This window comes from Pedobacter sp. KBS0701 (assembly GCF_005938645.2).
Lineage (GTDB): Bacteria > Bacteroidota > Bacteroidia > Sphingobacteriales > Sphingobacteriaceae > Pedobacter.
Genome location: NZ_CP042171.1, coordinates 919261 through 943162, shown reverse-complemented (window position 1 = coordinate 943162; position 23902 = coordinate 919261). Strand labels below are relative to the sequence as shown.

At 39.8% G+C, this 23902-nt stretch carries 15 protein-coding genes; 6 read left to right on the top strand and 9 right to left on the bottom strand.

The genetic code is table 11. The features are described from left to right. Positions 1 to 19: 19 nt before the first annotated feature. Positions 20 to 472 (bottom strand): PepSY domain-containing protein, encoded by a 453-nt coding sequence (locus tag FFJ24_RS03690; RefSeq protein WP_371717067.1) that lies wholly within the window; start codon positions 470 to 472, stop codon positions 20 to 22. A 317-nt stretch (positions 473 to 789) separates the two neighbouring features. Between FFJ24_RS03690 and FFJ24_RS03680 the strand changes: the two genes are divergently transcribed. The 6 genes from FFJ24_RS03680 to FFJ24_RS03655 all read left to right on the top strand — a co-directional run bounded on the left by FFJ24_RS03680 (position 790) and on the right by FFJ24_RS03655 (position 12195). Then, positions 790 to 1386, top strand: coding sequence for an RNA polymerase sigma factor (locus FFJ24_RS03680; RefSeq protein ID WP_138822667.1), 597 nt, complete (start codon positions 790 to 792; stop codon positions 1384 to 1386). A gap of 98 nt (positions 1387 to 1484) precedes the next feature. Further along, on the top strand, positions 1485 to 2633 hold the full coding sequence (locus FFJ24_RS03675) for a FecR family protein (protein WP_138822665.1): 1149 nt from the start codon (positions 1485 to 1487) through the stop codon (positions 2631 to 2633). Positions 2634 to 2891: 258 nt separating this feature from the next. Beyond that, on the top strand, positions 2892 to 6608 hold the full coding sequence (locus FFJ24_RS03670; protein ID WP_138822663.1) for a SusC/RagA family TonB-linked outer membrane protein: 3717 nt from the start codon (positions 2892 to 2894) through the stop codon (positions 6606 to 6608). A gap of 5 nt (positions 6609 to 6613) precedes the next feature. Beyond that, entirely contained in the window at positions 6614 to 8059 is a 1446-nt protein-coding gene (locus FFJ24_RS03665) for a RagB/SusD family nutrient uptake outer membrane protein (protein ID WP_138822661.1), read from the top strand. Positions 8060 to 8097: 38 nt separating this feature from the next. Beyond that, positions 8098 to 9243 (top strand): TlpA disulfide reductase family protein, encoded by a 1146-nt coding sequence (locus FFJ24_RS03660; protein WP_138822659.1) that lies wholly within the window; start codon positions 8098 to 8100, stop codon positions 9241 to 9243. A 15-nt stretch (positions 9244 to 9258) separates the two neighbouring features. Then, the gene (locus tag FFJ24_RS03655; RefSeq protein ID WP_138822657.1) at positions 9259 to 12195 is read left to right on the top strand and encodes a pitrilysin family protein; all 2937 of its coding nucleotides are present in this window, start codon (positions 9259 to 9261) and stop codon (positions 12193 to 12195) included. Between the two features lie 339 nt (positions 12196 to 12534). Here the strand turns inward: FFJ24_RS03655 and FFJ24_RS03650 are convergent, their stop codons facing one another. The 8 genes from FFJ24_RS03650 to FFJ24_RS03615 form a co-directional block, all read right to left on the bottom strand. Beyond that, positions 12535 to 13851 carry a right-handed parallel beta-helix repeat-containing protein gene (locus tag FFJ24_RS03650; protein WP_138822655.1) on the bottom strand — a complete coding sequence of 439 codons (1317 nt, stop codon included), beginning with the start codon at positions 13849 to 13851 and terminating at the stop codon, positions 12535 to 12537. Positions 13852 to 14477: 626 nt separating this feature from the next. Continuing rightward, positions 14478 to 17873, bottom strand: coding sequence for a PAS domain-containing hybrid sensor histidine kinase/response regulator (locus FFJ24_RS03645; protein ID WP_138822653.1), 3396 nt, complete (start codon positions 17871 to 17873; stop codon positions 14478 to 14480). After that, complete coding sequence (locus FFJ24_RS03640; RefSeq protein WP_138822651.1) at positions 17860 to 18996, bottom strand: FIST signal transduction protein; 1137 nt, start codon at positions 18994 to 18996, stop codon at positions 17860 to 17862. Before FFJ24_RS03640 ends, FFJ24_RS03645 begins: the two co-directional genes overlap by 14 nt. 1028 nt (positions 18997 to 20024) lie before the next feature. Next, positions 20025 to 21185, bottom strand: coding sequence for an alpha/beta hydrolase (locus tag FFJ24_RS03635; protein ID WP_138822649.1), 1161 nt, complete (start codon positions 21183 to 21185; stop codon positions 20025 to 20027). A 159-nt stretch (positions 21186 to 21344) separates the two neighbouring features. After that, on the bottom strand, positions 21345 to 22277 hold the full coding sequence (locus tag FFJ24_RS03630; protein WP_138822647.1) for a helix-turn-helix domain-containing protein: 933 nt from the start codon (positions 22275 to 22277) through the stop codon (positions 21345 to 21347). Between the two features lie 264 nt (positions 22278 to 22541). Continuing rightward, complete coding sequence (locus tag FFJ24_RS03625) at positions 22542 to 23024, bottom strand: hypothetical protein (protein WP_138822645.1); 483 nt, start codon at positions 23022 to 23024, stop codon at positions 22542 to 22544. After that, the gene (locus FFJ24_RS03620) at positions 23014 to 23577 is read right to left on the bottom strand and encodes a peptidoglycan-binding protein (RefSeq protein WP_168202376.1); all 564 of its coding nucleotides are present in this window, start codon (positions 23575 to 23577) and stop codon (positions 23014 to 23016) included. The genes FFJ24_RS03625 and FFJ24_RS03620 overlap by 11 nt, the downstream gene beginning before the upstream one ends. Further along, positions 23496 to 23870: a hypothetical protein gene (locus FFJ24_RS03615; protein ID WP_138822643.1), complete on the bottom strand. Its 375-nt coding sequence runs from the start codon at positions 23868 to 23870 to the stop codon at positions 23496 to 23498. The genes FFJ24_RS03620 and FFJ24_RS03615 overlap by 82 nt, the downstream gene beginning before the upstream one ends. Between the last annotated feature and the right edge of the window lie 32 nt (positions 23871 to 23902).

The following is a 23902-nucleotide window of genomic DNA, read 5'->3' as shown; positions in this document are numbered from 1 at the left end:
CTTTCCCCTCACCTGAAAGCTAAATTCTTTTGCTTTTTTTTCTGTTGTACCAGATTAAAAAACCAGTTAATGGTAAAGATGCAGAAATCATTGAGCCCAGAAAAGCAACTATTTTACCGGGTAAACCCAGAACATTTCCAGTATGGATATCATAGTTCATCGCACTGAATTTCTCTCCAATACGATCGTCTTCAAATCTGCTGGTCTCTAACAATTGTCCGGAAAGCACATCATAACGGTTCGTAACCGTTTTAAAAGTTTGATCATAGCTGGCAAGCACCGTTACTATTGATATCCGCTTAGCCGGAAAATAAAAATGGTAGGATTTAGCTGTAGGATATTTTTTTTTGATCTCCTTAAAAATAAGGTCTAAACCTGTACTTTTAGATTTTTCAGGCAAAGCATGCACCATGGCTACTTTTGTCTTGTCTGAACTTTCACTCAGATTTAGTATCTGCTGCATTCCCCCTATCCAGTATCGGAAATGCCCACATTATTCCGGTTAGGGCAATGACCAAACCTAGGCTCATCACATAGAAACCAAGAATATTTTGGAGATCATAGTTTTTGCGTTTTAAACCAGTATTCATTTTCCACTTAAACCAAAACCAGACCCGCCTAGCACATAGGGTACTATTAGATAACCGGAATCATCACCGGCTCCAATTTGCCATTTCGAAATATTTAGCTATCATTGAATACGGATATTGTTTACCTTTAAACTACTCATATTCTAAAACCATCATCAAAGAATAAAAGCCAATCGAATTAAGCGTGGGTGTAAATGAAATGTATAATTACGGTGAACTTGTTGATGAAGAATTGCTTCTTTTATTAAAGCAACGCGATAAACTGGCATTTACTGAGATTTACCAGCGAAACTGGCACCTACTTTATCTACATGCTTTTAAAATTTTGGGAAACGAGGATGAAGCAAAAGATTTGGTTCAGGACACCTTTTTTTCTATCTGGGAAAAAGCAGGTCAGTTAGAAATCAAAACAAATTTAAAAGGCTATCTTTTTATCGCTGTGCGGAACAGAATTTTTAGTCTAATACGCAAGAAAAAGGCGAATCCCGATTTTGTTGACATTCTCCTGGCGGAACTCAATCAATTGGATAATGCAACGGTCGAACACATCGACGAACGGGAATTAATCCGGTTGATTGATCTGGAAATTGAACAACTGCCCAAAAAGATGAAAGAAGTATTTAACCTGAGCAGGAAGGAATTTCTTACCAATAAAGAGATTGCCATGAAGTTGAATATGAGTGAAGAAGCCGTTAAAAAGCAAATTCACAGGTCAATTAAGATTTTAAAAGTGAAGCTTGGAAATTATGCCGGAATCTCTATGGCATTGATTTCAGTAATTCATCACCGAATTTAAAAGCGACGAATTCTGTGGTGTTAATTTCCTGTTAAATAATCTTTATTATAAATGTCCCCCTGGATTAAATATTTGCGTCTTGTAATTAGAACCAGACTATGGAAGATTCCAAACAAGACCTAAACCATTTAATTGATAAGTATCTTTCGGAAGAAGCTACTTACGAGGAAAGAAATTTGCTTGAGCAGTCCTATATGAAAGCTTCGGCAAGAATGTCAGAAAAAGATGTTTCTGATTCCCATGCTGCACGTATCCATGGAATTGGCAAGAAGAGTTGGGAAGACCTGATGGAACAAATCGACAGGGCAGGCGCAAAACACGCCAATCTTTGGCCGCGTATTCTTACTGTTGCAGCCTCTGTTGTTATTGTATTTTTAGCAGTTTACTTTTTTAAACGTAATCAGCGAACCGATATGACCGATACCCGATCGGTTGCGCATGATGTCGCTCCCGGTACTGTTGGGGCAACACTAACTTTGGCCAACGGCAAGAAAATCCAACTGGCGGGCGCTGCCAGCGGCGAGCTTGCACAAGAGGCAGGCGTTACCATTACCAAATCTTCAAACGGTAGCCTCCTGTATGAAATCAAAAACGGGACTTCTTCGTCCGGAACAAAAAACACATTATCTACCGCTAACGGAGAAACCTACCAGGTTCGTTTACCAGACGGCTCCATGGTTTATTTAAATGCCGCCTCAAGTTTAACCTACGCCACCTCCCTGGTTGAAAATGGACGCCGTGTGGTTATCCTTCGTGGTGAAGGTTATTTTGAAGTTTACAAGGACAAAAAGCATCCATTTATCGTAAAAACAGAAAAACAGGAAGTAGAAGTTCTGGGAACCCATTTTAACATCAACAGCTATGGCGATGAACCTGCGGTAGCAACAACTTTGATTCAGGGATCGGTAAAAGTGAGGACTGGAAAAGTGGAACAAATGCTGAAACCGGGGGAACAATCTGTAAACGATGGGAAGACCATCAAAGTTAGCCAGGTTGATGTGGACAGCAGCATCGATTGGAAAAATGGCGATTTCAATCTTGATGGCGTGGAATTTAAAATAGCCATGCGTAAAATCGCCAGGTGGTATAACGTGGAGGTTATTTATGATGAAGCCATTTCAGATAACATCCGCTCTGGCGGCTGGGTTTCAAGGAAAAATTCGTTATCTGCGGTATTAAAATCCATTGAAGCTTCGGGTCAGGTACATTTCAGGATAAAAGGAAAGAAAATCTATATCACTAAATAACGCTATCATAAAAATAAAAAATCAACCAACTGTTAACCAAGCGGTAAGAACGATATAGAAAGAATGTTCAACCGTTTTCAAACCCAAACAAACATGAAACTATTTTTACGACGGCAAAATTAAAGGAATAAGCAAACCAGAAGTATAGCTACTCCTGGTCTGTGTTTGGCAAATTTATTAAGAAATCAACTCCTAACAGCAGCATGCCGATAGTTTTCGACGACGGAAAGCACACTGCTACAACCAAACTAAACGTAAATGTATCAAATTTCTACTAAAAAATTTGGTATACCTAAAAGGCTATACCATAAAATCCTGTTAACTATGCGCTTAACCACCGTTATATTAATAGCAAGCCTCATGCAGGTCAGCGCCGCGACATTTGGCCAGCGCATTACACTAAATAAAACCAATGCACCGCTTTCTGCCGTTCTTAAGGAGATCAGAAAACAGAGCGGATTTGACTTTTATTATGACTTCAATAAACTTTCCCAAAATCAAAAGGTCAATGTCAGTCTAACTAACGAAAGTTTAGACAATGCCCTGTCAGCAGTGCTTAGAGGATTAGATGTGGAGTATTCCATTGAGGGGAAGATCATCACACTAAAAGAAAAGAAACGGACATCTGTTATAGATGGCCTTTCCACTTATTTCTCCAGTATTACCGTTACCGGATCAGTGGTAGACGAAAAAGGAATTCCAGTTTCTGGTGTTACGATATCCGCAGGATTTCCACGTAATCAGGGTGATATTCATAGTATTGACAACCCGATGCTTGCTTTTAAAGATCTAACCGTTGCAGCTTTGACTGATACCGAAGGAGAATTTACAATAAAACGCATAGATGAAAATGCTTACCTTATTTTCTCCTATGTGGGGTATAAACCTAAATACGTCAAAGCCGCAGAAAATATGGGCGTGATACGACTGGAAGTTGAGTCTAAAAGCCTGACTGAAGTTAATGTTACCGTAAATACCGGTTATCAAACCATTTCAAAAGAGCGTAGTGCCGGCTCATTTGCGAAACCCAACATGGCCACAGTAAGTGCCCGTACCGGTAGTATGAATATCCTGCAACGCCTGGATGGATTAGTACCGGGTTTAACCGTAAACAATTCACCCGGAGCCCGTCAAAGCCCGTTTTTAATTCGTGGTTTATCAACTATTGGTATTCCGGGCAATGCTAACCAGACCAATGATGCCTATGTTGGCACCAATAGAAACCCTTTATTCGTAGTAGATGGTATTCCGTTGAATGACGTATCGACCATCAATCCGCAGGATGTGGCCGATGTTACGGTATTAAAAGATGCAACCGCTGCTTCCATCTGGGGCGCCAGGGCATCCAACGGGGTTATCGTCATTACCACTAAAAAAGGCGTTAAAGGCGATCGTATAAGGATCACTTACGATGCCTTCATCAACTTCCAGGGCAAGCCTGATCTGAATTATTTGCCTACCTTAAATAGCAGGCAGTTTATCGATGCAGCTACTCAATATTTTGATCCGGTACTAAATCCATGGGAATCAGTAACGGCGTATGCGCCTATGGCTACCGGTGTTGCCCCGCATGAAGTGATTTTATATAATAAATATCGTGGACTGATCTCTGCAAGCCAGGCTGCCGCAAGCCTTGATAGCCTCGCTAATATCGATAATCGCCAGCAGATTAAGGATCTTTGGTACCGAAATGCTTCCCTGATGAACCATACGGTTACCTTATCCGGCGGCAGTACCAATTATGCCTTCTATGGCTCTGCTGCTTATACCAACACCACAAGCAACCGGCCGGGCGAAAAAGACAATACTTATAAAATAAACGTGCGCCAGGAATTCTCGCTAGGCAAACGTGTTCAGCTAAGTTTAATTACCGATTTAAACAACAACATCAGCAGCGCCATGCGGACTATTGATGTCAATAATAAATTTTATCCCTATCAATTGTTTCAGGATGCTGCAGGCAAAAATATTTCCATGCCTTACATGCAATTGCTTAGCGAAGATGTGAGGACTGATTTTCAAAACAGGAGCCGCATCAACCTGGATTACAATCCGCTTGATGAATTTAATTATGGCTCAACCAAAAACAATAACTTCTTCAGCCGTAACATTTTGGGCCTGAATGTAAACCTGGTTAAAGGTTTAAAATTTGAGGGTACCTACAGCTATAATAAAGGCAGTAGCAAATCTGAAATTTATGATGATGCAAGAAGTTATAAAGTCAGGAGTGAACTTGCCCAGTTTACAGTTGCACCAACCATAGACGATACACCAATTTATTATTTGCCAAGCACAGGCGGTATTTATTCGGTAGGCAATACCAGTCAGCAGGATTGGACCATCAGGAACCAGTTGAATTACAGCAACAGCTGGAATGAAAATATGCACCAGCTAAACGTATTAATTGGACAGGAGGCTCAGGAGCAGTTGAGTGCTACAAACGGTAGTAAGGTGAGGGGTTATGATGATAAACTGCTTACTTCTGTTCCGGTCGACTATGCAACCCTTTCCAGGAGCGGCATCTCCGGAACGGTGATGCCCAACGATTATTTTGGTAGTCTTTTGACTAGTGATTATTTTACCCAGGGAGAATTCCGAAGCAGGTTTTCTTCCTATTATTCAAACGTAGCCTACACCTATAACCAGAAATATTCGATCAACGGAAGCCTGCGTATGGATAAGAGTAACCTGTTTGGCCTGGATAAATCGGCACAGAATAAACCGGTTTGGAGTGTGGGTGGTAAATGGTTGGTTACAGGTGAAAAATTCATATCGGCAGTAACCTGGTTAAATTCTTTAGCCCTCAGGGCAACGTATGGGTTAACCGGGAATGCACCCTCTCCTGGCACAGCTTCTTCTTATGATATTCTGCAGGGTTATGAAAATTCCTGGTTACCAGGCGGAACCGGATTGGTTATTTCTACAGCTTCTAATCCAAAACTAACCTGGGAAAGTACCAGAACAATCAACCTCGGGCTGGATTTTGCGCTTTTAAACAATCGAATCAGTGGTTCATTAGATGCCTATCAAAAGAAAACCTCCAATCTACTGGGCAATCTGCCTACCAATACATTTACCGGTTACCCGAATATTATCGGCAACCTGGGCGATTTACAGAATAAAGGCATAGAGCTGAGCATCAACAGCTCAAACCTCAGGGGGCGTTTAAGCTGGTCTACTTCATTAAATATTGCCTACAATAAAAATACCATTACCAGTTTAAACCAACAATACCCTACTACCTCTGCGTATGATAGAATAGGCCAGAATTATGTAGCTGGTTATCCTGCATTTGCAATTTTTGCTTATGAATATGCTGGCCTGGATAACATGGGTGATCCTCAGATCAGGCTGGCTGATGGAACAGTAACTAAGGCGCCTTACGTGGGGAAGCCAGAAGATGTAAAATTTATGGGCACTTACCAACCGGTTTGGAACGGTGGCTTATCTAACGTATTCACTTATGGCGGCTTAAGTTTAAGTGCAAACATCGTATACAGTTTGGGCCATGTGATGCGAAAAGATGTAACCGAATCCTTTTCGGGAAGAATTACGCATGTAAATGAAGCAGGAACAGGATTTGGGTTTAAAACCGGTAACCTGCTGGCAGACTTTGCCGATCGCTGGATAAATCCCGGGGATGAAAAGTTTACCAATGTCCCATCGTATGATGCCAATTCATCTGATGCCCAAAGTCGCAGAGACGTTACTTATTACAGCCGTGCAGACATTAACGTGGTGAGTGCATCTTATATTAAAATGCGTGACATTACGCTTTCTTACAGCCTGCCTTCCTTATGGATTAAAAAGCTGAAAGCCGATCAGGTTACTTTGCGTGCCCAGGTTTCTAACATAATGTTATGGAAAGCAAATAAAGATGGTATTGATCCTGAATTCCAGGAAGCCAGTTTAGCCTTCCGGAATCTGCGGATTAACCAGGGCTCGGTATCATTTGGTTTGAACGTAAAATTCTAATAAACATGAAACAGATATCTAAAAATATAAAAACCGCGGTTGTGTTTGCCTTGCTTTCGACCGTTTTTTTCTCCTGTAAAAAGTCCTTTCTGGAAGTAACTCCGAAAGGCAAGCTGATTGCGCAAAAAGTGTCAGATTATAATTTGCTGCTCAATAACCTGGACCTGGTGAATCAAATCTCCTCAAATGCGCAGATCACTTTGGGCGATGAAATGGCTGCAATTGAACCTTATTACAGTGGAAAGGATTTAAGAACTCAGCGCTTGTTCCGCTGGGACGATGTAGTTTATGAACCTAATGAAGATGCCGGCGAACTTTCTGCCCCATTGAAAAATATTTATACCTACAACAAAATTATTACCGAATTGCCCAATGCCACAGATGGAACCGAACTACAAAAATCGTCTATCAAGGCTGAAGCCATGGCGGGTAGAGCGTGGACCTATTTCCTATTGATTAATTATTTCGGCAAACCCTATAATGCCACGACATCTTCCAGCGATCCGGGTTTCCCGATTGTAACCGCACCCGATGTAACGCAAACAAAATTTACAAGGGCAAGCGTAAAAGAAGTGTATGATTTTATTATTAACGACCTGGTTAGTGCTATTCCTAACCTGCCTCAGAAAGTAAGCTCCCGCATCCGGATGTCGAGACCTGCTGCTGAAGGAATTTTAGGTAAGGTATATGTGTATATGGGCAAATTTTCAGATGCCATACCCCATTTAAATGCATCAATACAAGGTTTGGCCAATGCATCCATCCCGGTAGGGCTTTATGATTATAATGTAACCTTTGCGCCAGGCGGACAATTTACCCCAATTGATGATTTCGGGGTTCCATATCCAAACCTGGATGGAATTCAGGAAAATATATATGGAAAACAATGTTATAACGACGGACCTTTTGGAAATGCACTTGTACTCGATAAAAAGACGGTTGATTTGTATCAATCTTCAGATTTAAGGCTGAATTTTTATTCATCAAATGCCGTCTTCGGTCCTGAATACCCTCAGGGCTTTCTCAGAAGAACCAGTCCTGGCACCATTCAATTTGGGGTGGTTATTCCGGATTTGTATCTTCTGAGTGCAGAATGTAAGGCACGTACCAACGATTTATCTGGCGCGAAAACGGATTTGGAATACCTGCGTATCAGAAGATTGCCCTCAGATAGCTATGAAGTACCAGCTTCTGTTGCCAATCAGCAGCTGCCCTTGTTGAAATATATCCTTGATGAGCGCATCAGAGAATTTTCGGCCATGGGTTACCGATGGTTCGACATCAGAAGGCTTTCAGTAGATCCACTCTTTAGTTCAAATGTCTATACCCACACATTATACTCGGCAACAGGTACGGTTAGTAAGACATTTACCTTAAAGCCAAATCGTTTTACACTCCGGTTTCCTCAAAAAGTAATCAATGAGAATCCGGGTATGGAAAACAACCCTTAAATGGACATCACAATTTTTTTCTAAATAATTCAAAAAACATGTTAAAAATACTAGTTACTGCAGTAATTGGCCTGGCCGCCTTTTCTGTAAACGCGCAAACCGGCTTTTCCATTAAAGGAAAAATTCCAGCTAAGTATGATGGTCAGAAAGTGATGCTGGAATATCGGACTACAAGACAGGAAGTGAGAGATTCGGCCATTGTCAGGAATGGTTCTTTCTCATTTAAAGGCAAAGTGAATGCTGTTGTAAAAGTATACCTCAATTTAAAACCGACCGAAAAAAATAAAGAAACGGCAGATAACGATGACTTCTATGCCAGAAATTATCAGACATTCTTTTTAGAAAACACGAACATCAGCATTGTAGGTACGCAAATAGGTAACGCCACAATTAAGGGCGGACCCGCGCAATCGGATTACCTGATTTTAAAATCCCGGTTAAAATCGCTGGAAGCAAAACAGATGGTTTTGAATGAGCAAGTGATGCGCAGTTTCAGAAACAAAAAGGACGATAGTACAAGTAAAGATGCTCCAAATGAATTTGCGCCCCAACTACAGCGCTTGTATAGCGAAATTGGTAAGATACAAAATGCTTTTATCCAGCAGCATCCCGACTCTTATGTAAGTCTTGATTTGATTAATGAAAGGAATGACGGCGCGGTTGAACTGGCAAAGCTAAAACGTGATTTGAAACTTTTGAGCCCCAGAATGAAAAACACGGCCATGGGCAAGAATTTGCAGGTTAAATTGGCCATGGCCGAAAAAACAGGCATTGGGCAGCAGGCATTGGATTTTACCCAGAACAATACCGAAGGAAAGCCCGTAACCTTATCTTCATTAAGAGGGAAATATGTTTTAGTCGATTTTTGGGCCAGCTGGTGCGCACCTTGCCGGGAAGAAAACCCAACAGTAGTAAAGGCTTATGAAAAATTTAAAGACAAGAATTTTGAGATTATTTCCATTTCACTGGATGATAAAAAAGAGCCATGGCTAAAAGCAATTGAAGCAGATGGCTTACCCTGGATTCAGTTGAGTGATTTAAAAGGCTGGAAAAATTCCGTGGCCAGGTTGTATGGGATAACCTCAGTTCCCCAAAACCTTCTTTTAGACCCGAATGGAAAGATTGTAGCAAAAAACCTTCGGGGTGAAGAATTACAAATGGAACTGGATAAAATCTTTAATTAAAGAAAACTGATGCTGATGAGATATCGATTATTCGTGTTCGCAATTGTATTTCTTGTACACACGGGTTTAATGGCGCAGTCTGCCTTTCAATGGAAAACTGCTGCTTCAGGTAGTTATACTTACAAATATGTAAGCAATGATCCCACAAAATCCCGCTTTTACACCCTAAAGAATGGGCTTACTGTGGTTCTGTCACAAAATACGCAGCATCCGGTGATCGAATTCAGGTTGGCTGTAAGGGCGGGGAGCAATACCGACCCGAAAAATACGACCGGTTTGGCACATTATCTTGAACATTTACTTTTTAAGGGTACCGATAAATTCGGTACCCTAAATTATGCAAAAGAAAAACCGCTTCTTGATGAAATTGAGAAGTTATTTGAACAGTACAGGCGAACGGTAGATCCGGTAAAACGAAAGGCGATGTATGCGAAAATTGATAAGACCTCAAATGAGGCTTCCAACTACGCAATTGCCAATGAATACGACCGGATGATGAAATCAATCGGTGGCAAAACCACCAATGCACATACGCTTTATGAGGGAACAGATTATAACGAAGACTTTCCCCCCAATGCCGTAGATCAGTTCCTGGCTTTACAGGCAGAACGGTTCCGAAGCCCGGTATTCCGTCTTTTTCATACCGAACTCGAGGCCGTTTATGAAGAAAAAAATAGCCTTTTGGACGATGATAATATAAAGACTGATGAAAAAGTTTTAGCTGCGTTGTTTCCTACCCACAATTATGGACAGCAAACCGTAATCGGTACCATAGCGCATTTGAAAAACCCATCATTAGTGGCCATCAGGGCATATTATAACAAGTATTATGTCCCGAATAACATGGTCCTTGCCTTTGCCGGCGATTTCAATCCGGATGAAATGATCAGGAAAGTTGATCGTGCTTTTTCCTATATGAAGGCAAAACCACTGCAGCTATATAACCCGGCGCCTGAAAAGCCATTGACTAAAGTTCAACAGATCGTTGTTTATGGTCCGAATAAGGAAAATGTTAAGATATCTTACAGAGGCTATGCTCAAAATACAAGGGAAAGCATGTTGCTTAAACTCATTTCCAGTATTATGTCAAACGACAAAGCTGGTCTTACGGACGTAAATTTGAACCAGCAGCAAAAGGTGCAAAATTCGGGTGCAAATTATTATCAGATGAAAGATTATGGCGTGTTCAGTTTGTATGCAAGCCCTAAACAAGGTCAAAGCCTGGAAGAGGCTCAAAAATTATTGCTGGAGCAGATTGCGCAACTTAAACAAGGTAATTTCGACGAAAGTCTGATCAAAGCAATTGTTGCCAATAACAAGCTGAATTCACTTTATGAATTTGACGATAACGGCATGCGTGTAAATACAATTGTTAAGGAGTTCGTGTTAAACCGTTGCGAAAACTGGGATGAAACCTTAAACATGCCGGAGGTGATGGGTAAAATTACCAAAAAGGAAATCGTAGAATTTGCCAACAAATTCTTCAAAGACAATTACGTAGTCGTCTATAAACGCCAGGGTGAAGATAAAGAAACCATCAAAGTTGAAAAGCCAGAAATCACACCAATCAATACGAATCCTTCGGCAGTATCTGCATTTGCGAAAAAGCTTTATGCGATGCCCCTAAAACCAATCGCGCCCAGATTTTTAGATTATAAAAAAGATTTGAATTTATCTAAGGTAGGAATAGCTGATGTGGTTACGGTTCAGAATACAGAAAATGGCCTGTTTAGCTTGTCTTATAAATTTGATGTAGGCAGCTGGAACCTGAAGCTGCTACCCTATGCTGCACAGTACCTCAATTTTTTAAATACGGATAGGTATACCTCAGAAGAGATAAAGCGGCAGTTTTATCAAATTGCCTGCGATTATAGTTTTTCTGTAGAAAATGAAGGCGCCTCCATTTCCATTAGCGGTTTACAAGAAAACTTTGATAAAGCCCTAAACCTGGTAGAACATATTTTTGCAAATTGTAAAGCCAATGAGCAGGCTTTAACCGAGCTTAAAAATGGCATTATCAAGGAACGTGAGAACAGCAAATTAAGGAAAGAAGATATCTTAAGGGGCATCAGCATTTATGCGCAGTATGGTCCGGACAATCCATTTAACAATAACCTGGGCAATGAGGAAATACAAAACATTTCATCAGCAGAACTGCTCTCGATATTGCATAACTTTTATAAATACAAGCATACCATCACCTATTACGGACCAAAGCCGCTGGCCGATTTTACAAATAATATTAGAGAACTTCATCATTTGCCCAATCAGTTCCTGGCAGATCCTCCGGCTAAAAAATTTACGTATACCACAGCAGCTAAAAATCAGGTTTATTTTGCGCCGTACGACATGGTACAGGCAGAGGTATGTTGGGTGCGCAATAATGGCGGGCCTTACGATCCTGGCCAGGCCGCAAAGATCAATTTATTCAACAGTTATTTCGGCCAGGGTATGAGTTCGGTCGTGTTCCAAACCATCAGGGGGTCGAAAGCACTGGCCTATTCTACCGGCGCACTATATTCATCGCCTAAGAAAAAAGCTAAAGAATATACCATGTTTGCCTACCTCACCTGCCAGGCCGATAAAATGGGTTATGCCATTAATAGTATGAACGAATTGCTGAACAATTTGCCGAAAGAAGATCACGCTTTTGAACTTGCCAAAGCCAACGCGCTAAATGAAATAGCAACTGAACGCATTAATAAAGAGGAGATCATCAGGGCATACTTTAGAGATCAGCAATTGGGTATCGACCATGATTCGAGGATCGACCAATACGAGGGTTTAAAAGCTTTAAACTTCTCAGCTATTAAGGCATTCCATGAGCAAAAAATTGCAAATAAGCCTTATTACTACTGTATCGTTGCTTCGGAAAAAAATGTAAAAACAGAGGATATCCAGCAATTTGGCAAGGTGACTAAATTAAGTCTGGAGCAGATTTTTGGGTATTAGCGTCTATTCTGGAGGTGTGAATTATCATCAGGATGGACTAATATACCAACATTCAGATGATTGGATTATTTAAATGCTTGAAAATAAAACTTCGCCCCGTTTGCACTATAGACCACTTTTCCTGCTCACGGGGAGTATATTGTGCGGCTCGGTTTAACATAGCAGCTAGGAAATCATGAAAAATGCAAATATTCAAATTGCCAAGTGAACGTGACCGATTGTTCTCCAAACACTTGCTTAAATGCATGCTGTCTAGTCCTGAAAATTTGATACAGGATTAATTAATAATTAAATTAAAATGAAGCTGCCTCACTTTTGAGACATCTTCATTTTAATTGTTTACATAGAAATATTGTTATTTATGACATTGTTAGCCCCCTCGTAATATAAGTTGGTCGATGTGTTGCCTTTGAAAATATTACTACTAATAATATTATAATCTCCCTGATTTTCTGAAAGACCAACTTTCATGTCACATCCTCCATTAGGATCTTTAGGGGTAAGAGACCCTATTTGATTGCTTTGTATACAGAATTCTTTGCAGCGCAACATAAAAATGCCTGTATCCTTACATTGCTCGATTTGATTATTTGTTATTGATCCCACTTCACAGTCGGCCATTTGCAATCCCATATAACCGCTTGTATAAATGTCGTTTCCAGTAAAATCTATACGTGCGCAACCGTTCAGGTAAACAGAACTTACTCCGACTGTTCTACCTGCTGAGAACCAATTGCTTTTTATTCTGACTGAATAATAACCTACAACTGCCACAGCTTGTCCGCCTATGTTATCTATATCATTTGAGTCTATAATTAACACAGCAAAATGGTAATCAGGATCGTTCGATTCAGCATAAATACCCTGAGCTGACGGACGATCTGTATCACTACCACCAATGTAGTTATTTTTGATAATGACAGTTGCAGCATTGATCAATCTTATAAAAGAAGTGCCTCCACATTTTTCCATCGTATTGTTTTCGATGACATTATGTGTTCCTTTGCTAATTACGATCTGTGATTCAACCATCCCGCTTATAAAACAATTGAATATGCTTACATTATTTGAATCGATACAGTTCACAGCGTTCGTAAATCCACCTGTGATTCTTAGATTTTCAATAATAACACTATACCCATGGTTATTGACTTTGATTGCACAGAAATTTGGATCAGCAACATATGTAGCAGAATAAAAAGAAAGTTCTTTCACTCTGCTAAATTCGCCCATTGTTAGTATTGGTTTATCTGTCTCAACGGCCTGAAGCTCTGAGAGCGTACTTTCACCAAAAAATGCCTGGTTTCCCTGCAAAACTAAACCTGATACAGCATATTTCCCTTCAGGAATAAATATGTTTAATCCTGTTTTTATAGCGTTTTGAAAATAAACTGAATCATTTGAACCATCACTTTTCGCTCCAAACCATTTCACGTTTAGTTCACCAGTGTACCGTCTTTTCCATCTGCCAATTGTAACTCCTGGAAATGCTGATTTAATTATTGTCCCTCCATCCACATCTTCATTTGCAGTGCTATCCCAAAAGAAGTCACCACCACCATGGTCACCGGGATTATAAAAGCCTAATACATTTACAAAACCGTTAACGGAAGGATCAATGTTGTTTACTAACTGATAAATTGAATTAGCTGTCATAATATTTGATGTTTTTTATGATCAAATATGTTTATTTGAATTGATAGATGTTTTGCGGTCTGTGATTTTTCCTTATTTTCAATAAGGTTCTCATAACAATGCAGGCTTTAAATTTTTTTACGATTTCGTTAAAAAAAACCTGTCTTGAAGAAGCAAGGTGTTTTTTATTTAAGAGCATGCGCAAAGCAGAGCGATATATGCATTAAAGAAATTAAAAACAGGACCACTTTTTTCATATTTAATTGTGAGTTTGTAATAAGACACTAAAAATAATGGACACGTTGCATCCAGAAAATTATTTACAGCACTTTAATTTATAAGGCCTAACAGTATCTGGATAAATAGATTCAATGGAAATACTTTGAACATTGTTCTAAATGTAACGAAGTGAAAAAAGACTTAAAAAGCCTTAAATGGGCTCCAACAATCAACCAAACAATTCAATTTCTTATAGCCCTAAACGCCATGTTATGAGGCAAAATGTACTTTCTGATTTAAAGAAATTTGTGAAGCAATATTTTCACTTCTTCGTCCGAACAATCAAGTGGCTGGTCGCAATGGTCGAAAAATTCAAATAACACACTAATTACCAATTATTTATACGTGTTAAGTTTTAACTAATTCAATTAAATCTTAATCGTCCCTTGCAGTTCATGTACAACCAGATTGAGTACCTGTTTAATTTTTTCCAGCAAATATTCCGCCCGTTCCGATTCCCCATACACTACAGAAAATTTTTCTAATTCATTAAGTTCTTCCTTTATGCATACTATTCCCATATTGTCTATTGAAGGTTTAATCCGGTGTATAATTTGTGAGATTTTAAGAAAATCATGATTCGCATAGGCTTCATTCAATTCTTTTAATGAAACGGGAGTTTGATTTATAAAAAACCTAACCATTTTATCAGTGAATTCTTTTTTACCCCTACCTATGTTTTCAATCTTCGATAAATTATATAACGGGCTTTTAATTTCATTTATATTTTTTTCGGCTATGGTGCTGGCTTTGTTCAGCCATCTGGAAACAATTTCTAGTAGTTGTACCTCTTCAAACGGTTTTGACAAATAATCATTCATCCCCACATCAAAGCATTTTTGATTATCTCCTTTAAATGCAAATGCTGTTAGTGCAATAATGGGCATTGAGTTTAATGTTTCCCTGATTTGCCTGGTGGCTTCCAGGCCATCTATACCTGGCATCTGTACATCCATCAGAATCAAATCAAAATCTTTTTGACTTACCAGTTGAATGGCTTCCTGTCCATCACAAGCCTCTGTAACAACAGCACCAAAATTGCTTAATATTGCGGAGGCCAAAAGTCTGTTTATTTCATTGTCATCGGTTATCAAAATATTTTTCCCGTCCAGCAGTCTTGTATCTACTTCCTTATCTGCTTTGTCTGGCAAATCACCTGCATTTCCTTTTGGCATCTTTAAAATAAAAGATACCACCGTACCCTGGCCCTTTTTGCTGATTACCTTTATTTCTCCGTTCATTAACTCAATGAGTTGTTTGCAGATACTCATGCCAAGCCCGGTTCCACCATAATTCCTCGTAATAGAGTTGTCTTCCTGCGAAAATTTATCGAATAAATTCGCTATAAAATTCTTTTCCATTCCAACTCCTGTATCCATTACACTGGCCTCAATAAGTTGCGCTGTTTCAAAATCCTGTAAAACCCTGCAGGAAACATCAACTCTTCCTTTAGGCGTAAATTTTATTGCATTGCTAACTAAATTGAGCATAATCTGCGACAGGCGATAAGGGTCCCCTATCAGCACCTCCGAAAGCTTTTGATCACAAAAAGAATTGGTGAACTCTAAACCCTTTTCTTCTGCCCTATGCCGCATAACTTCCATTACATGGCTAACAACCTGTTTAGGCTCAAAGCCAATTTTCTCAAGGCTTAATTTGCCTGATTCAATTTTACTCAGATCTAAAATATCATTGATAATAACCAGCAGATTATCAGCTGAAGAACGAATTGTATTGAGGAAGAAGCGCTGGTTCTGATCTAAGGTTGTTTTATTAAGTTGACCGGCCATGCCGGAAATGGCATTCATTGGAGTCCGGATTTCATGACTCATATTTGCCAGAAAAGCTTCTTTTGCTTCAGTAGATGCTTCAGCAGCCTCTTTTGCTTTAATCAGATCATACTCTAGTTTCTTTTGGTTGGTAATGTCCAGGTGTATCCCAACAGAGCCTACATGTTCTCCTTTATCATTAAGCCTGGGTGCTCCACTGATTAGCCACCACCTTAGTTCCCCTTCTTTGTTTCGAATATTCACTTCGTAGGCGTCTGATATTCCCTTTTCCCGAAGGCTATTTTTCGATTCTATCAGGTTTTTACTCTCTCCGAGATTTAATACTTCGGTTACTTTAGCACCTATTAGTTCTCCCTCATTAAAGCCAGCCATTTTACAGAAGCTTTGATTTACGAACTGGATATAATCATCATTATCCACTTCAACCAGTCCTAAGTTCATATTTGTAATAATGCTTCTGTATTTCTCTTCTTTATTGCTCAAAGCCTGTTCAGAAAGTTTACGGTCAGTAATGTCCGAATGGGTACCAATAATTCTTTCGGGCAAACCTTCAGGGGTCCTGTTCACCAGCATGCCACGGTCCAATACCCATATATAATCTCCGTTTTTGTGCAATATCCGGTACTCTCTTTGATGCGAATTGATTTCTCCGGCAAAATAGGCTTCATCAGTTTTCAGAATCATGGGAAGATCTTCAGGATGTATCCGGCTCATCCACTCGTTGGGGTCGTTCGGAAATTCCTCTTCCTGATAACCCAACATCCTTTTATATTGCTTCGAGAAAAATGCTTTTTTGGTTTGAAAATTATACTCCCAAACACCATCACCAGCGCCCTCCAAAGCGAACTGCCATAATTCCTGACTGGCCTTTAAAGCTTCCTCATTTTTCTTGCGGTCAGAAATATCGCGAATAAAGGAACAAAAGAAATTGTTATTACCCTGTTTTACCGGTATGATAGATAGTTCGATCTGAAATTCTTCGCCTTTTTTGTTAACCGCCGGTAACTCTAACATTTTATTAAGTACAGGACCAGTTCCTGTCAGGTAGTAGTTGTCCATCCCCGTGTCGTGTCCTTTTTTGTGATACCGGGGGATAATGTTATCCGTCAATCGCTTACCTAAAACCTCACCTTCCTGCCAGCCGAATATTTTTTCTGCCTGCGGATTCCAGAAAGTGATTAACCCCTGATCATCTATGGTGATAATAGCATCTAAGGCTGAATTCATGATCAGGCGATTTTTTAATTCGCTTTGCTCAAGGGCCTCCTGGGCTTTTTTACTTTCTGTAACATCAGTATAACTCCAAAGATGCCCCTTGTACACCCCATCAAGAACAATTGGTATATACGCCCTGTTAAGTATCCGTTCATCATTTAAAATCACATTTTCACTTACATAAAGCCTTTTCTCCAGGATATTTTGAATGTCATTTATAAACTGCTCCGGATTTTTAAACAGCCCCGCAGATTGCTCGGCACTTTGACTGCAATCCACTCCAACTAACTCTTCAGGCGGTTGGGGTATTTTAAAAATAGTACAGAACAATTGATTTGTGAAAACAATTTTTCTATTTTCATCTTCCAGCAATATTCCACTCTGCGAGTTGTTAACCAATGAAGTAAATACCTGTTCTGCACTCTTTCTCTGGATGATCTGTTCATTTAAATACTCTGCAATTGAGAGTAAATCGTCTGAATTTTTATCCTGGTGTATACCACCAATTTCTCCCAGGGCACTCTTTAACTTATCAATCGATTTTTTCTTTACTTCTATTTCATGACTAAGTTTTTTATTTATTTCAATATATTCCTCTTCGCTGATGGAAAAAGCTCTCTCTACCAATAACTTATCTCTTTGTAAGGCTTCGTAAGAATCGTCAATCACACTTAAGAACTTTTTAACAGACGGATTTTCCGCAATTTCTGCAGTTAAATACTTACTGATTTGCCGGTTGAGTAGTTTATGGTAATTCATAAAATGAAGTGATTGTCATGGTTTGATTGTGTAGCTGACAGGTTGCACTACTATTAAAAGGAGAAATTTCGCCATACGAATAGAAACCAGCAATCATAGTACCTTCGGGAAGAGCATCCGCAACAGCTTCAACTTCTTCTTCCGTTCTTGGCCCAAGAATCAGTTTTCTTCCTACACAGCTAATGAGTAGTGCAAAATCAGGTTTTCGATTATTCTTTAAACTATTTTCAGCGGCTTTAGAAGAGGCATCAATTAATTTATCAAAATTCGCCTTCATCAACCGCACCTTTGAGTTTTCAGGAATGTCGCCTGCGAAAGTCATCGTTTTCTGCTCTTCATCAATTGATAAAATTGTACGCACTATGGGTTCTGATTGACCTTGTATGGTGAGCGCCAATGGAAACAGCAGCGCCGAAGCCGGCAAATTATCAACATCAGGCCCCAAATATTTCTTGTATAAATCCAATGCGCTCTGTTCATTAATTTCATATAAAACATTTCCCTGAGATTTTGTTACCGTCCTTTCCAAGCCAAACATATCCCAGCCGCCTTGAGAGCCGTGGGTAACCAATAGTTTATGTCCATAAAAGCCGATTGCGACAATATTCCCTTCAGCGGGATTTCGGTTCAGGCCAACTAAGGTAGACCTGAAGTTAGCATCATCACCAGCCAGGCCGCCCGTAACCAATATATTCCCAGCAGCCTGATTTAAGCCTTTTGTAAGCTCACTTCCGTTTACAAGACTTCCATCAGAAAAGACCATAATATAACTTAAATCTGGTTTTGGAAGATGGTTAATTAACCCAACCGCGGCATCATAGCTATTTTTATATGCACTAATGTTAACTGTTGAAGTTTTAATTGTTGTCGATTCGAAATTGAATGCGATAGCAATAAGAGAATTATCCGATACTGTTTCCTGATAAATCTCTCCGGCAGTGCTGCAGAGTGCAATATCTGCGTTTTTGAACAGGGCTTGCAGTTGGCCAAAAGCATCTGTCTGAGGAAATATATTTTTTCCGCCAAAGCACAGCACCAGGCTAAACTCGTCATTTTTTAATTCCTCTTTACCGCTCTGAGCCAGCCATTGGTTGTTATTATATCTGAAGAGTTTTGCATTCATGATTTTAATTTATAAAAAATTGTTTCTTCAAATTGAATACCATGCGCAAACAACTACAACAAAACGATGATAATCAAAATTTTACGAAATTCAGGTTAATTTTAGCTTCTAAATGTCAGATGCTGTTTCCGGAAAATGGAAATCACGATTCAACTTCACCATCTTTCACTCATGTTCTAAAGGATACTTTTCCAAAATCCAGGAAACTTTAACAACGTCGTTGTTATTATTTCAGACGATACCGGATAATACCACAAGTATCAGCCTTTAATGTTTCGACTCCATTTTAAAACAATCACGCTGTTTTGCTGATTTAAAAATAACATTATCACCCTTTATTTCCTGATTTCGCAAATAACTGCTGAAATTTCTTGTCTATATTGATTGCGACTACAGGTATATCTGGTTTAACTTCCGTTATTTTTGAAATAATTGATCACCGGGGTAATCTCGTAAACCCGGGATCAATGAAAATTAGATCTGCTTTTGATAGCGCTTGTTTAAACAATCTTGTATAGCGAGAAACCAGCTGATTAATATTACAGGTTTAAACTTAAATGATAATCTAACATTTGGGCCGTATCAGGGATCATCTTCTGCAATGAAAATGGAATACGTCTGAAATATCTGTTTCATAAGAGAGTATTAGGCATCAATTTAGGTAACATAAATTTATCATTTTTTTTATAAAACAGAGAAAATTCCATGTCCCGGAATTTTCAAAAACCCTATATTTTTTATAAAATACTTATTTACAGTAAATTAACTGTTTACCATTATTCACCCTTTTCCAATTCATTTTGAAATCAAAATCATAAAACAATACGTTATTATCGTCCCTTTTTACAGAAAAGAAAGCGCTTTCTTTTTCAAGAATGTAAAACTTTACTGCATCAAATACTGATGTCATATTATGTTTCGTAAACGACGGCAGTAGTGGTAAAAAACTTGTGTTTTAAAGGAACATTGCATTATTCGCAATTTTTTCCGTTTTTTTTGCCTAAAAGTGGTATTGTTATTAATATCGTTTATTTCATTCGTTGCAAAAAATCAACAATCAAGCCGGCTACTTTTTCAGGTTGCTCCTGGGCTATCCAATGACCTGCACCTTCAATGATGTGAAAACTTTCCATTTTTGTGCAAGCCTGGTTTTGCATTTGCTCCAATGCGCCAACAGGACGAAATCTCGCCCAATCTGCGATCCCTGCTATAAAACAAGAAGGCACATCTATATTATGTCCTGAAAAAAGTTCGAGGTCAGACTTGTTCAATCCGGCAGTAGTGCAACGGTACCAATTCAATCCGCCCTGGAAACCGGTACGCTTAAACTCCCGGGTATAAACGTCAATCTCATTATCCGGGAGCCATTTACAGGCAGATATTTCTTGTGGAGACGGCATATAAGGCGCAACTTGTTCCGGCATTGTTTTATCAAGATCTAAAACATAATAAATAGGCTGTTTAGCCAGTTCTTCCGCCCTGCCTGAAGTAAGTGGAGAAAGTCCTTTATTTTGACTCCAGTCGGCACTCTTTACATGAAAGTAAGCCCGCTGAAAATCGTGCAGCCCCTGCTTGCAGTTCAGCATATCATCATTGGCATTGCGTGTTGAAAAGTAGGTAATGCTGTCTTTGCGTGGTTGTGGTAATGTTGTAAGGGGATCTTTTACAGTACCTGCTGGTTGCAGGGCCGGTGCAGGTTGTGATGCAACGTTGAAAGGTAAAGCTGGTACTCCGCCGAACGGACAACTTAAAATAACAATTGACCTGAAAAAGTCTGGCCTGACGAGTGCGCAATAGGCCGCTACTGTGGCACCCACGTCATGGCCTACGATACTGTAAACAGAATCATGTCCCATAGCCATTACCAAACCCATGGCATCGCGGGAAAGCTCATGTGTTCTGAAAGAAGCAAAATTTCCATCATAATTGCCGTCCCATCCTGTTGTGCGGCCATAGCCACGCATATCCGGTGCAATTACATGGTAACCAGCAGCAGCCATTGGCAACATTACTTTTCGCCAGCTATAAGCAAGTTCAGGAAATCCGTGCAGCAGCAGCACAGCAGGGCGTTTTGTCGTCTCAAATCCGGCTTCCAGTACATGCACTGTCAGGCCATTTATTCCGGGCACATAGCGTTCACGTATGCCTGCGGGTAATTCTAAGTCATTTAACTGATCTTTTGTTTTCATAGGATTTGTTGTTTCTTCTGTAAATAACGCTAAAGGGCGGATCAAAACTGCTCCCAAAGCAGTTAGCGTTGTGTTTTTTATGAAATTTCTGCGTTCCATAAAACAAAATTGATCATTATTTAAAGGCTGATCATTAGCTTTATTATGCGTTTTCTTGACTTAATTATGCCTGGACCGATAAGCAAGGGGAGTTTCTTTTGTAAAAGTTTTAAAAAAACGATTGAAAGAAGCCGGGTCAGAAAAATCTAAACGATAAGCAATTTCGGCTACTGAATTTCCCGTATAGCGCAGCAATGATTTAGCCTCCTGTAATATCATTTCTTTTATTACTTCCGAAGCAGTTTTTCCTGTGTTTTCTTTTACTATTCTGTTTAAATGATTGGGACTAACACCTAACATTTGCGCATAGTCATTGACTTGCTTTTTATTAAGATAATATTGGGTAACAAGTTTCTTGAAACGGTTAATTAATTTAGAACTGTCCCGAAGGAAGGATTTAGTGTTACCTATATTCTGTCGTTCATAACTTCTTTTAGCCTCCAGCAGTAACAGATACACATACATTTTGATCGCTTTATCGCGCCCGGACTTTTTATACTGTAATTCTGTATTTATTTTCATCACCAGCACAAGTATATTTTCCATTTCTTCACTTTCAATTTGAAATACAGGTACACCGGAAATATCATAGAAAGGAAACTCATCTGCAATTTTGATTGACGGAATGATATCATTTAAAAATTCAGGAATAAAGAACATATAGTATCCAAATGCATCTTTAGAAACATTACTCGTTGAAAAAGTCTGGTTGGGGAATGTAAATGTCAAGGTCCCGGGCCGATGGGTATATTCGTCAAGGCCTACCTGCATATTCAACGAACCGTTAACAGTAATGCCGATCCTGTAAAAAATAGATTTTAAGGGCCCTTTTGATGAAACCATTCCATCACTGGAATAAATTTCAAACCCTTCAATTCTTTCAGTATCATCAGGTATATTATTTCCGAAATGTGCGCCTGGATTACTATGCCTGTGGAGATGCCTGAAGTTTTCCAGTTTATATTTGGGAATATCTGTTAAACCATTCTTCATTACTGATAAGTGAGTATTTAAGGCATTTGATACCTAAAACCGAACACCTAAATATAAGGTTAAATTCTTCAAAAACGTATTTCCATTTTTTTTGTACAATACTGATGATAAATTTTGGGATTAATTCCAGCCACTAAAATTCCGCTATATGATCTGCACCTTAAACAAAGGCTAAACGTATACTTGCCTGGTAATTTTAGCACAATTTTATTGAACGCTATATAAATGCTCCCCTAACTTTTGTTAAAGGGAGCATTTTAATATTCAGTCGAAGCGCCATTTTCTCATTACCCAATAAGCCAGGCCAACTGTTATTACCAGCCCTATGCAAAGCACCACCCAACGCGGCTTTTTGCTTTTATCAATGTGCTGCGCCTTCGTTTTTAACTGTGTGCTTTCCAGGTTATGCTTTTGGTGCTGAAGCTGATGCCCGGTTTGCACTTGCTGGTGAAGGATCTGCTTTCTATCCGCTTTTCCTCGCACCACAACTTTTTCGGCCATGCCTTCGAAACCCTTTTCAGTACTGTAGAGAAATTTCCCCAATGGGGTAATTTGCACCACGTATTCGCTGTTACCGGTATCAAGCAAAAGGGTGTTACCATTTTCCCAGCTTTGCTGATTGGTATTTTCCTGGTAGTGGCTCTTCGATTGAAGTTCCTGCGTATGCAACGTCTTTTTGCTTTGTAAAGCGCCGCATGCAGAAAATAACATACCACCAGCCATCAACAGGTTCAACTCATTTTTCATCGTCCCCTCCTTTCTTATTGGCCCAATCGGCAAAGTATCTGATGGCTTTTAAAGGCCGCCGTTTCCGGTAAACCCCATCTCCTTCCCTGCTGCCTTCCATATTGGTATTCCCTTCGATGGTAATGAGCCAGTCGCCTTCCTTCCGTTCCACCAACCCGCAATGGGCTATGCGTTTCAGATGGCTAAAGTAGATACCGAATACTACTGCGGGGCTTACCTGTTTGGTACGTTTACTTAATGGAAATAAGGCCGGGCTCCAGGGGGTACGTGGTGCAGGGTACCCGGCCTGGCCAAAAACCCAGCTTACGAAAGCCGCACACCAGGCACTGCCCTCTTTTACGTTTACATAGCGCAGGTATGTTGCTACCCGCGGCCCATCGTTGTGTCCGGAGAGTTCGCGTACACCTACTTCGTTTTTTGCAATGCACAACAGCTTTGCCCTATCGGGCATGGCCGTGTCCGGCGCCGGGTTTATACTATCGCGGCCAGGCAGGCTATACCCGCTAAAAAGAGCAAAGCAAACGATGCCCAAAAAAATCTTAACTGTTGCCATGATGTGAGTTGTTTAAAACGTAAAACCATATCTGTTAAATTAAGCAGGCCCAGGCCGAGCCAAAAGCGGTACAACAGCCACCAGGAGATTTGCAACAGGGCTACATAACACAACAGGCCGAGCAAAAGCAACTGCCAAATGCCTGCATCGAGCAGGGCAGCGGTGGGTTCGAAGGTTCGTAATAAATTAGGAAGCGTAAGCCAGCCCAGAATTAAGATGGTGGCCAGCATCAGTTTTTCGAGTAGTTGCCTTTTTGGCGTTAGCGCCATTAAAGCCAGTTTTAATGTTTTCATATCTTTCTGTAAAATAGCCCAAACCTGCAACA